Origin of the sequence: Streptococcus parasanguinis, from assembly GCF_016648925.1 — a bacterium.
Lineage (GTDB): Bacteria > Bacillota > Bacilli > Lactobacillales > Streptococcaceae > Streptococcus.
Map to the genome: position 1 here is coordinate 15,453 of NZ_JACLQX010000005.1, position 12,135 is coordinate 27,587.

Below are 12,135 nucleotides of genomic sequence, written 5' to 3' on the forward strand. Positions count from 1 at the left end.
TTGTCTGCCAGCCTTTTTTGGTGTTTTTTGGTATAATTAAACTTGATCATATTCTGCAGAAAGGAGTTCCTATGTCCAACTATTTATCCGTATCAAGTTTGACCAAATATTTGAAATTAAAATTTGATAAGGATCCCTATTTGGAAAGGGTTTATCTGACAGGGCAGGTCTCCAATTTCCGAAAACGTCCCAACCACCAGTATTTTTCATTAAAAGATGAAAAAGCGGTCATTCAGGCAACGGTCTGGGCTGGGGTTTATCGAAGCTTTGGTTTTGAGCTAGAAGAAGGCATGAAGATCAACGTCATCGGTCGCATTCAGCTCTATGAGCCAAGTGGGAGTTATTCCATTGTCATTGAAAAGGCTGAGCCAGATGGGGTAGGGGCCTTGGCCATCCAATTTGAGCAACTCAAGAAAAAGTTGACCGAAGAAGGGCTCTTTCAGGATCGATGGAAGCAAGCTCTGCCACAATTTCCAAGAAAGATCGGGGTCATCACCAGTCAAAGTGGGGCCGTGATTCGCGATATTATCACAACGGTGAGCCGACGCTTCCCTGGTGTAGAGATTGTGCTCTACCCGACCAAGGTTCAGGGTGAAGGAGCATCTAGTGAGGTGGTTGCTAATATTCAAAGGGCTAACCAACGGGATGATTTGGATGTCTTGATTATCGGTCGTGGGGGTGGTTCAATTGAAGATCTCTGGGCTTTTAATGAAGAAGCAGTGGTGCGAGCCATTTTTGAATCGCGGATTCCGATTATCTCCAGTGTTGGACATGAGACAGATACGACTCTAGCCGATTTTGTAGCAGACCGACGAGCCGCTACTCCGACAGCCGCTGCTGAATTGGCTACTCCAGTAACCAAATTGGATCTCTTGTCCCATTTACAAAAGCAGGAAAATCGCATGGCAACAGCCATGTCCAATCGCTTGGCCTATAATCGTGAACGCTTGGCCAAATTAAGTCAATCGGTTATTTTTAGACAGCCTGAAAGACTCTATGATGGCTACCTGCAAAAGATTGACCAGTTGCAATTGCGCTTGAAACAAGGAATGCGTGATGCTTATGGACAAGGGGCCAATCAACTGCAAGGTCTGCGTCATCGCCTAGAAGCCATGTCTCCTTTGCATCGCATCGAGCGCTACCAAGACCGCCTGCTCCAAGATAAGAGAATCTTAACCAACCGAATGGAACAAGTCCTAAAAGAGCAAAAGATCAAGGTAAAAGGCTTATCAGAAGCCCTCTTGATGCTCGATACCAGTAGGATTATTGCGCGTGGCTATGCCATGGTTAAGCAAGACGATCAGGTTCTAGACTCGGTTGCGAAAGTAACAGAAGGGGACCCGCTGTCACTCATCATGAGAGATGGCCAGTTAGAAGTAGAGGTAAAACATGTCGAAAGAAAAGAAATTTGAAGAAAACTTAGCAGATTTGGAAGCCATTGTCCAAAAATTGGAAAGTGGTGATGTGGCTTTAGAAGAAGCTATTACAGAATTCCAAAAAGGAATGAAGTTGTCAAAAGAATTGCAAGATACCTTGGATCAAGCAGAGAAAACCTTGGTCAAGGTCATGCAAGCAGATGGTACTGAAGCGGATCTAGCATGAGACAAGAAGAAAAACGAAATAGAGTAGAGCAAGCAGTTCGCTCTTTTTATGAGGAGAAAGCCGTTGCCCCCCATTTAGTGGACTCGGTCCTTTATTCGATTCAGGCAGGTGGAAAACGCCTGCGCCCCTTGCTCCTTCTAGAATTGTTAGAGGCCTTTGGACTGGAATTGACAGAGCCTCACTTTCAAGTGGCAGGAGCTTTGGAGATGATCCATACAGGAAGTCTCATTCACGATGATCTGCCAGCCATGGACAATGACGATTACCGTCGGGGACAATTGACCAATCATAAGAAATTCGGAGAAGACCTGGCGATTTTAGCAGGGGATGCGCTTTTTCTCGATCCCTTTGGGATGATAGCTGCGAGTGCCCTTCCTGATGCGGTCAAGGTCTCCTTGATTCTTGAATTGTCAGATGCTTCCGGTAGTCGTGGAATGGTAGCTGGCCAAGTCCTTGATATGGAAGGGGAGCACAAACAGCTCACGCTAGCAGAATTGCAGACTATCCATGCCAATAAGACAGGGCGCCTCCTTGCCTATCCTTTCATTGCAGCAGCTTTGATTTTAGAGTTGCAAGCAGACATTGGTCAGCTCTTAGAAAAAATCGGGAAAAAATTAGGCCTGGCTTTTCAAGTGCGGGATGATATTTTGGATCTGGTCGCTGATTTTGAAGCTTTGGGTAAGACCCCTCAAAAGGACTTAGTAGCTGAAAAATCGACCTATCCAGCCCTGTTGGGATTGGAAGAATCAAAAGCTTTGCTGACAAGTGAATTAGACGCTTGCGAGGACTTGTTGGATCAGATTACAACTGCTTGCGACTTTGATCCGCGAGCGATCAAGAAATTAATAGAAGGATTACGAATAGATGGCTAAGGAAAGAGTGGATGTATTAGCCTATAAACAAGGCCTATTTGATACCCGCGAACAAGCCAAAAGAGGGGTGATGGCAGGTCTTGTCGTTGCCGTCATCAATGGTGAGCGCTTCGATAAACCGGGTGAAAAAATTGATGAAGCAACCGAGTTGAAATTAAAGGGTGAAAAGCTCAAATATGTCAGCCGGGGCGGTCTTAAATTAGAAAAAGCCCTGAACCAATTTGGTTTATCTGTAGAAGGTAAAATTGCGATTGATATTGGAGCTTCTACAGGTGGCTTTACAGATGTCATGCTGCAAAACGGAGCCAGCCAGGTCTTTTCGGTGGATGTCGGGACCAATCAGTTGGCCTGGAAATTGCGCAATGATCCTCGAGTGGTCTCGATGGAACAGTTCAATTTCCGCTATGCCGAGCCAGATGATTTTGAAGCGACACCGAGCTTTGCCAGTATCGATGTCAGCTTTATTTCCTTGGACTTGATTCTGCCAGCCCTTCACCGGATTTTGGCAGAAAATGGACAAGTCGTGGCCTTGGTCAAACCTCAGTTTGAGGCAGGACGCGAACAGATCGGGAAAAATGGGATCATTAAGGATCCTAAGATTCATTTAGCGGTCCTTAAAAAGGTCGCTACATTTGCAGGAACGCATGGCTTTGCGGTAAAGGGAGTGGATTATTCCCCTATCCAAGGAGGTCATGGCAACATCGAATTTTTGATGTATCTAGAAAAAAAAGAAGAGAAAACAAAGCCAACTACAGAGCAGCTGGAGGCTGTTGTGGAGCTGGCACACAAGGAATTTAAACATGAAGAGTAAGAATATCAGATTAGAAAAAATTCGTCGCTTCATTCGCGATCATGAAGTGGGGACGCAAGAAGAGATCGTCGAACATTTGAAAGAAGAAGGCATCTCAGCAACCCAAGCGACGGTATCACGGGATATCAAAGAATTGGGCATCGTAAAACGTCCTCTCAAAGATATGACCTATGTCTATGAATTGCCACGTAAGCACCACCAAGGGATTGGGATGATTGAAAGCAATATCTTGTCTCATCGTCGCATGGGAGAATATGTCAATTTCACCATGGTTCCAGGGACGGCTCCTCTAGTCAAACGTCGCTTGCGGGAGATTTATAAGGAGCATATCTTTAGTATTGTTGCAGATGATGATACGATCTTGTTGATTGCTTATTCCGCACCAGAAGCAGAGAATATCCTCAAATCAATCTTTGGGTGGTAAGAGCCTATGCTATTAGAAATTTCGATTAAGAACTTTGCCATTATCGAAGAGATTTCCTTAAATTTTGAAAAGGGAATGACGGTACTGACAGGGGAAACAGGTGCAGGGAAATCCATCATTATCGATGCCATGAACATGATGCTGGGAAGCCGCGCAACGACCGATGTCATTCGACACGGAGCCCCAAAAGCAGAAATCGAAGGGCTCTTCACCGTTGAGAGCAATCGCCACTTGACGACTCTCTTTGAAGAGCAAGGGCTAGAGTGGACTGATGAATTGATCATTCGCCGAGAGATCTTGCAAAATGGACGAAGTGTCAGCCGGATCAATGGTCAGATGGTGAATTTGTCTGTCTTAAAGGCAGTCGGCCAACACTTGGTGGATATCCATGGGCAGCATGATCAGGAAGAACTGATGCGGCCCCAATTGCATATCGCTATGCTGGATGAATTTGGGGATGCAGCCTTTTTCCAAACTAAAGATGCTTATCGTCAGACCTTCGAAGACTACAAACGCCTGCGCAAACAAGTGGTGGAACTCCAGCGCAACCAGCAGGAAAACAAGGCTCGTATCGAGATGTTGGAGTTTCAAATCGCAGAGATTGAGGCAGCTGCCTTGGAAGTGGATGAGGACCTGCGTCTGGAGCAAGAACGCCAACGCCTGCTTAATCACAAGATGATTGCTGATACCCTAACCAATGCCTATACCATGCTGGATGCAGAAGAGTTTTCGAGCCTCTCCAATGTGCGCTCAGCCATGAATGATCTGGAAAGCATCGAAGAATATGATCCCAGCTACAAAGAGCTCTCAAGCCAGTTATCAGAAACCTTTTATGCCCTTGAGGATATTACCAAGCGCTTAGAAGATGTGGTCGATGGTCTGGAGTTTGATGGCAATCGCCTCATGCAGGTGGAATCACGTTTAGATTTGATCCACTCCATCACGCGCAAGTATGGTGGCCAAGTCAAGGACGTCTTAGAATACCTGGCGCAAATCACCAAAGAATATAGCCTCCTCACTGGAAGTGACCTCTCGTCTGAGGACTTGGAAAAAGAACTCAAACGTTTGGAAAAAAGTTTGGTCACCTTGGCTCAAGATTTGAGTGATCAGCGGCATGCCCTGGCCCAAGCTTTGGAAAATGAAATCCAGCAAGAATTGGCAGATCTCTACATGGACAAGGCGCGTTTTCAAGTACGTTTTAGCAAGGCTAAGTTTAATCGTGAGGGAAATGAAGCTGTCGAATTTTACATTTCGACCAACCCAGGTGAGGATTTTAAACCCCTTGTCAAGGTAGCATCCGGCGGAGAATTGTCACGCTTGATGTTGGCCATTAAGTCTGCTTTTTCTCGAAAAGAAGGAAAAACCAGTATCGTCTTTGACGAGGTGGATACAGGGGTCTCTGGGCGCGTGGCCCAAGCGATTGCAGCGAAAATTCATAAGATTGGTCAAAATGGCCAAGTGCTTGCCATTTCTCACCTGCCTCAAGTCATCGCTGCAGCAGATTATCAATTCTATATTGAGAAAATCAGTGATGAACACTCAACTGTCTCTACTGTGCGTTTGCTCAATAGAGAAGAACGAATCGAAGAAATTGCCAAGATGCTGGCAGGAGAGGATCTAACGGAAGCTGCCCGTCAACAAGCAGAGCAACTTCTCAAGCGTTAAGAGAAAGAAGGTTTGAAATAATGTCAAGATACTTTGTAGTCGGAGATATTCACGGAAAAGCACAAATGCTAGAAGAGCTCATGACAGAGTGGGATGGAAAAGCCCAATTGGTCTTTTTAGGGGATTTGATAGATCGAGGCGAAAACAGCAAACGATCGATTGAAATCGTAAAAGACTACGTAGACCATCACGGAGCTGTTTGCCTTTCCGGGAATCACGAGTACATGTTTTTAGCCTGGTTGGACAATCCAGAAGAGCGTTATGACCACTACCGAAGAAATGGTGGCGATACGACCATCAACTCTCTGTTAGGCCGGCCACTCGATGCTCCTGTAGATGGGATTGCGGATGCGCAAGCAGTAGAAAACGCCGTTCCTGACTTGGTGGCTTTCATCCGTAGTTTGCCTTTTGACTACGAGACAGAGACCTATTATTTTGTCCACGCTGGTGTGGATCTAACCCTTGAAAATTGGCGAGAAACCAGTGATTACCAAAAGGTCTGGATCCGAAAACCATTCCATGAAGCGGAGAATCATACAGGCAAATGGATCGTCTTTGGCCATACACCGGTCTATGGACTGCTCAATGAGCCAGTCGGCACCGAAAATCTTTGGATTTCAGATCGGAAGATGGGTGTCGATGGGGGTGCTGTCTTTGGTGGAGTCCTCCATGGATTGCTCTTGGATGATCAAGGTATTGTCCATGACCATGTCCTTCATAATACAGGTTTTTCTGCCGCAGACGACTGAGGAAGCAGGAATGGATATCTTTCACTGCAAAACCCCGTGTTTTTTGATATAATGAAAGCAGAACATTCTTAGGAAGAGTATAGAAATATATGGCAAATATTAAAATAGTTACAGACTCATCTATTACAATTGAGCCTGAAGTGGTTGAAGAATATGGCATCACCATTGTGCCACTTTCTGTTATGGTGGATGGAGTCCTTTATTCCGACAGTGAGTTGGGTGAAGGGGACTTCTTGCGCTTAATGCAGTCTAGTAAAAATCTTCCAAAGACCAGCCAACCACCCGTTGGAGTCTTTGCGGAGGTGTATGAAAAGTTAGCAGCAGACGGAGCTCATATCGTTTCAATTCATATGTCTCATGCCTTGTCAGGAACCGTAGAGGCGGCTCGTCAAGGAGCAACCTTATCAGGGGCAGAAGTAACTGTGATTGATAGTGGCTTTACAGACCAAGCCATGAAGTTTCAAGTGGTTGAGGCAGCTAAGTTGGCTAAAGAAGGAGCAGATCTAGACACCGTTTTAGGTCGTATTGAAGAAGTCAAAGAAAAGACAGAGTTGTATATCGGCGTATCTACCTTGGAAAATCTAGTTAAAGGTGGTCGGATTGGCCGTGTCACCGGACTTTTGAGCTCGCTTCTTAACATCCGTGTGGTGATGCAAATGAAGGACCATCAGTTGGAACCAATCGTCAAAGGACGTGGAAACAAGACCTTTAAGAAATGGTTGGATGAATTGGTAGAGAATCTTTCCCATAGTAAGGTGGCTGAGATCGGGATTTCTTACGCAGGGACACCAGAGTGGGCCAATGAAATGAAGGCTCAGTTGCAATCTCTCGTTGAAAAAGCAATCCCTGTTCTCGAAACTGGATCGATTATTCAAACTCATACAGGTGAGAATGCATTTGCAGTTTTGGTACGCTACGAATAAGCTGAATAAATGTTTGAAAAAACAGGTTTAGTACTTGACCTAAAGGCTTTTTTTAGATATTATAGTACTGTTAAGGCGTAAAGCCTAAAAAAAATTGGAGGATTTGTTAAATGGCTAACAAACAAGATTTGATCGCAAAAGTGGCAGAAGCTACAGAATTGACTAAAAAAGATTCAGCAGCAGCTGTTGACGCTGTATTCGCAGCAGTTTCAGAATACCTTTCAAAAGGTGAAAAAGTTCAATTGATCGGTTTCGGTAACTTCGAAGTTCGTGAACGTGCAGCTCGTAAAGGTCGCAACCCACAAACTGGTAAAGAAATCAAAATCGCAGCTTCTAAAGTTCCAGCATTCAAAGCTGGTAAAGCTCTTAAAGAAGCAGTTAAATAATTGCATTTTGAAAAGCCATCCTAGATTTCTAGGGTGGTTTTTTGTTGGACAGCTCTATAGGATAAGGGTATAATAGGAAAAAAGAAAGAGAGAGAAGAGACCATGCGATTCATTTTAGGACTCTTTGCCTTGTTGTTTATCCGACCTATTTTGTATCTACTGAAAGGGCTGTGGTTCGTACTGGAGTTCTGTTTTATGATCCTCGTGGTCAAAATGATCCTAGGAACCGTGCGCTGGATGACCAGTTGGATCGGCTGAGAGGGGATAGAGACATTAGTGAATGACTCAATGTCCCCCAGGGGTTTTGCTCTTCCATTTTCAGGCTCGTGAATCAATGTCCACTGGACATAACCTCGCTTTTCCGTTTTCAAGCTCGTGAATCAATGTCCACTGGACATTTTTTTTAATTAAAAGCATTCTAAATAGTGATTTATTTTGAAACATGCTATAATAGGGGTAACGAATCGATTAAATCAAATTGGAAAGGGGGGATCATAGTGAACACATTGCATCGTCATGAAGAAGAGCGAGTGGAAGAAGTTTTGCAAAGTTTGCGTGCCAAGGGCATTCGGATAACCGATACTCGCAGAGCAGTTCTTTCCTATTTAGTGGCGAGTCATGAACATCCAAGCGCTGAGAAGATCTATCGCGACTTATTGCCTCAGTTTCCAAGCATGAGTCTAGCAACTGTATACAACAATATCAAGGTTTTAATTGATGAGGGAGTTGTCTCTGAGATCAAGGTTCGCAATGATACCACGACCTATTTTGATTTCATGGGGCATGACCATTTGAATGTGGTATGTGAAAAATGTGGTCGTATCGCAGATGTGGACATTGAAGTCCCAGATCTTCGCGAAGAAGCAGCCAGTCAAAGTGGCTACCAGATCACCAAAACCCAGATGACCGTCTATGGCATTTGCCCCGACTGTCAGAAAAATTAATGTTAGAGAAACCAGAGCCGTTAGGCTCTTTTTTGTGAGAAATTGCGCTTTTCTATGGTCGCCACTAGATTTTTCACTGAAAATCTAGTAGAATAGAATAGATAAACGGGGGAAACCTCGGAGAATAAAAAGGAGATCCATCTAATGGTAAAATTGGTTTTTGCTCGCCACGGTGAGTCTGAATGGAACAAAGCTAACCTTTTCACTGGTTGGGCTGATGTTGATTTGTCTGAAAAAGGTACACAACAAGCGATCGACGCTGGTAAATTGATCAAAGAAGCTGGTATCGAATTTGACCAAGCTTATACTTCAGTATTGAAACGTGCGATCAAAACTACTAACTTGGCTCTTGAAGCTTCTGACCAATTGTGGGTTCCAGTTGAAAAATCATGGCGCTTGAACGAACGTCACTACGGTGGTTTGACTGGTAAAAACAAAGCAGAAGCTGCTGAACAATTTGGTGATGAACAAGTTCACATTTGGCGTCGTTCTTACGATGTATTGCCTCCTGCAATGGACCGTGATGATGAACACTCAGCACACACTGACCGTCGTTACGCTTCACTTGACGATTCAGTGATTCCAGATGCTGAAAACTTGAAAGTTACTTTGGAACGTGCCCTTCCATTCTGGGAAGATAAAATCGCTCCAGCTCTTAAAGACGGTAAAAACGTATTCGTAGGAGCACACGGTAACTCAATCCGTGCCCTTGTAAAACACATCAAACAATTGTCAGACGACGAAATCATGGATGTGGAAATCCCTAACTTCCCACCATTGGTATTCGAATTTGACGAAAAATTGAACGTTGTAAAAGAATACTATCTTGGTAAATAAAAATATCCAGTGGATATTTTTATTCCGAGCCTGAAAACGCAAAATCGAGGCAATTATAACGGGATTCGTTATCAATCATAGAAAGCTGACTTCGGTCAGCTTTTTTGCTTGTCTTCCTTAGATCCTAGCTGGTTTTGGGTTTTCAGGGTCTCCTAAAAATGTTATAATAGAGTGTTACTAAATTGGGTTCCATTAGCCCTGAAAGGAAAAGAAAATGACAAAATCATTCTACATCACAACCCCTATCTATTACCCATCTGGTAAACTGCATATTGGTTCAGCTTATACAACGATCGCCTGTGACGTCTTGGCGCGTTACAAACGCATGATGAACTACGATGTTTTCTACCTGACTGGTCTCGATGAGCATGGGCAAAAGATCCAGCAAAAAGCAGAAGAAGCTGGGATTACGCCGCAAGCTTATGTAGATGGGATGGCCGTTGGAGTGAAAGAACTCTGGCAATTACTCGATATCTCATATGATAAATTCATCCGTACGACAGACGACTACCATGAAAAAGTGGTGGCTCAAGTCTTTGAACGCTTGCTTGCGCAAGACGATATCTATCTGGGTGAGTACTCTGGTTGGTATTCAGTCTCTGATGAAGAGTTCTTTACAGAAAGCCAATTGGCTGAGGTTTACCGTGATGAGAATGGCAAGGTTATCGGTGGGGTAGCCCCATCAGGCCACGAAGTAGAATGGGTTTCTGAAGAATCTTACTTCCTTCGCCTCAGCAAATACCAAGACCGTTTGGTTGAATTTTTCAAATCCCAACCTGATTTCATCACGCCAGATGGCCGTCTCAATGAAATGTTGAAAAACTTCATCGAGCCAGGTTTGGAAGATTTGGCGGTATCTCGGACAACCTTTACTTGGGGAGTTCCAGTTCCATCTAATCCAAAACACGTGGTCTATGTATGGATTGATGCCCTTCTCAACTACGTGACAGCTCTTGGTTATGGTCAAGAAGATCATGAAAACTTTGACAAATTCTGGAACGGAACCGTCTTCCACATGGTTGGAAAAGACATCCTTCGTTTCCACTCCATCTACTGGCCAATCCTTCTCATGATGTTGGATATCAAATTGCCAGAACGCTTGATTGCCCATGGTTGGTTTGTCATGAAAGACGGTAAGATGTCTAAGTCTAAAGGAAATGTCATCTACCCAGAAATGTTGGTGGAACGCTTTGGCTTGGATCCACTTCGTTACTACCTCATGCGCAGTTTGCCAGTTGGTTCAGATGGGACCTTCACACCAGAAGACTACGTGGCTCGCATCAACTATGAATTGGCCAATGACCTTGGAAACCTCCTTAACCGGACGGTGGCCATGATCAATAAATACTTTGGTGGTCAAGTTCCTGCTTATGTCGAAAATGTTACCGCATTTGATGCAGATTTGGCTAAGGTGGTTGAAGAAAACATCGCTGAATACCACAAGCAAATGAATGCGGTTGATTACCCACGTGCTTTGGAAGCCGTATGGAACATCATCTCTCGGACCAACAAGTACATCGATGAGACAGCGCCTTGGGTTCTCGCCAAAGAAGATGGGGACAAGGAACAATTGGCAGCGGTCATGGCTCACTTGGCAGCTAGTCTTCGTGTCGTGGCTCATTTGATCCAACCATTCATGATGAACACTTCAAATGCCATCATGGAACAACTTGGCTTGGGCTTGGACTTCGATCTTGAAAACTTGACCCTAGCAGGTTTCCCTGAAAATGTCACAGTGGTTGCCAAAGGAACTCCAATCTTCCCACGTCTCGACATGGAAGAAGAAATTGCCTACATCCAATCTCAAATGACTGCTGGAAAACCACAAGAAAAAGAATGGATTCCAGAAGAAGTGGAACTCAAGTCTGAAAAAGACGAGATCAAATTTGAAGACTTTGACAAGGTTGAAATCCGTGTAGCAGAAGTCAAAGAAGTGGAACGCGTCGAAGGATCAGACAAACTGCTTCGCTTCCGCCTAGATGCAGGAGATGGCGAAGACCGTCAAATCCTCTCTGGTATCGCAAAATTCTATCCAAATGAACAAGAATTGGTCGGCAAGAAACTCCAAATCGTGGCCAACCTCAAACCACGTAAGATGATGAAAAAATACGTTAGCCAAGGCATGATTCTTTCCGCAGAACACGGAGATCAATTAACGGTCCTAACCGTTGATCCATCTGTACCAAATGGAAGCATCATCGGTTAAATGATAGATGAAGAAAAGTCATCTAAAAAACTTTCCTTAGGTGAGTACGGACGTCAGCGAACTTCGAAGAAGTTCCATGACTTAGTTTTGGACCCTAGGTTCCAAAACTCCCGAGTGCTAGAAACACAATTGTTTCTAGCACTTTTCTCACGGTGGAAAGTTTCAGTAGATGATTGAATAATTCTAACGAATAAATTTTTTGATTTTTATAGAATTTATTTGATTTGTAAGGAAGAGCAGATTGTCTACTCTCTCAAGCACTCCCGCGGGAGTGCTTTTCTTGTGTCGATATAGTTCCTATCATTGAATTTTATAAGAATGTTAGATGAGTCCTATTAGTAATGAATGTTAATGGAGACTTCCGCAGTGAGAAAAGAGTCTGAAACGGTATCGTTTCAGACTCTCGGAAGATTTGAGACAGAGGGCTCAAATCTTAGGTATGGAATCCCAAAGGGATTCGCTACCGTCCGTCCTCACCTAAGGAAGGTCTCCGAAATATAGTCCCTATTCATCCGGCCGGTATTCTAGGATATCTCCTGGCTGGCAGTCGAGTTCTTTGCAGATGGCTTCAAGGGTAGTGAAGCGGATGGCTTTGGCCTTGCCGGTTTTGAGGATGGAGAGGTTAGCTGTCGTGATGCCGATTTTATCGGCTAGCTCATTGGATTTCATTTTCCGCTTGGCCAGCATGACATCTAGATTGACGATAATCATGGCAC

Annotated in this window: 13 protein-coding genes; 12 read left to right on the top strand and 1 reads right to left on the bottom strand. The window is 44.2% G+C overall.

Going from position 1 to position 12,135, the window contains the following annotated elements:
- Positions 1-71: 71 nt before the first annotated feature.
- From xseA to metG, 12 genes are all read left to right on the top strand, one after another.
- Entirely contained in the window at positions 72-1,412 is a 1,341-nt protein-coding gene (gene xseA / locus H7T97_RS02780; RefSeq protein WP_201089302.1) for an exodeoxyribonuclease VII large subunit, read from the top strand.
- A complete protein-coding gene (locus H7T97_RS02785) occupies positions 1,390-1,602 on the top strand; it encodes an exodeoxyribonuclease VII small subunit (RefSeq protein WP_003006013.1) in 213 nt (70 codons plus the stop codon). The genes xseA and H7T97_RS02785 overlap by 23 nt, the downstream gene beginning before the upstream one ends.
- Positions 1,599-2,474, top strand: coding sequence for a polyprenyl synthetase family protein (locus H7T97_RS02790; protein WP_201089304.1), 876 nt, complete (start codon positions 1,599-1,601; stop codon positions 2,472-2,474). Before H7T97_RS02785 ends, H7T97_RS02790 begins: the two co-directional genes overlap by 4 nt.
- Positions 2,467-3,285 carry a TlyA family RNA methyltransferase gene (locus H7T97_RS02795; RefSeq protein WP_201089305.1) on the top strand — a complete coding sequence of 273 codons (819 nt, stop codon included), beginning with the start codon at positions 2,467-2,469 and terminating at the stop codon, positions 3,283-3,285. Before H7T97_RS02790 ends, H7T97_RS02795 begins: the two co-directional genes overlap by 8 nt.
- Positions 3,275-3,709, top strand: a complete 435-nt coding sequence (locus H7T97_RS02800) for an arginine repressor (RefSeq protein WP_003006022.1) — start codon at positions 3,275-3,277, stop codon at positions 3,707-3,709. Before H7T97_RS02795 ends, H7T97_RS02800 begins: the two co-directional genes overlap by 11 nt.
- Before the next feature lie 6 nt (positions 3,710-3,715).
- Positions 3,716-5,374 (top strand): DNA repair protein RecN, encoded by a 1,659-nt coding sequence (gene recN, locus H7T97_RS02805; protein WP_201089307.1) that lies wholly within the window; start codon positions 3,716-3,718, stop codon positions 5,372-5,374.
- Positions 5,375-5,394: 20 nt separating this feature from the next.
- Positions 5,395-6,123, top strand: coding sequence for a metallophosphoesterase (locus H7T97_RS02810; RefSeq protein WP_061455308.1), 729 nt, complete (start codon positions 5,395-5,397; stop codon positions 6,121-6,123).
- Between the two features lie 89 nt (positions 6,124-6,212).
- Positions 6,213-7,046, top strand: coding sequence for a DegV family protein (locus H7T97_RS02815; RefSeq protein ID WP_061455309.1), 834 nt, complete (start codon positions 6,213-6,215; stop codon positions 7,044-7,046).
- Between the two features lie 110 nt (positions 7,047-7,156).
- Positions 7,157-7,432 carry an HU family DNA-binding protein gene (locus H7T97_RS02820; RefSeq protein ID WP_003006038.1) on the top strand — a complete coding sequence of 92 codons (276 nt, stop codon included), beginning with the start codon at positions 7,157-7,159 and terminating at the stop codon, positions 7,430-7,432.
- A 497-nt stretch (positions 7,433-7,929) separates the two neighbouring features.
- Positions 7,930-8,376: a Fur family transcriptional regulator gene (locus tag H7T97_RS02825; RefSeq protein WP_201089309.1), complete on the top strand. Its 447-nt coding sequence runs from the start codon at positions 7,930-7,932 to the stop codon at positions 8,374-8,376.
- 144 nt (positions 8,377-8,520) lie between these two features.
- A complete protein-coding gene (locus tag H7T97_RS02830; RefSeq protein WP_003012031.1) occupies positions 8,521-9,213 on the top strand; it encodes a phosphoglycerate mutase in 693 nt (230 codons plus the stop codon).
- A 214-nt stretch (positions 9,214-9,427) separates the two neighbouring features.
- Entirely contained in the window at positions 9,428-11,419 is a 1,992-nt protein-coding gene (gene metG / locus H7T97_RS02835) for a methionine--tRNA ligase (protein ID WP_031576065.1), read from the top strand.
- 504 nt (positions 11,420-11,923) lie between these two features.
- Here the strand turns inward: metG and H7T97_RS02840 are convergent.
- Complete coding sequence (locus H7T97_RS02840; protein ID WP_003006064.1) at positions 11,924-12,130, bottom strand: helix-turn-helix domain-containing protein; 207 nt, start codon at positions 12,128-12,130, stop codon at positions 11,924-11,926.
- Positions 12,131-12,135 lie beyond the last annotated feature (5 nt).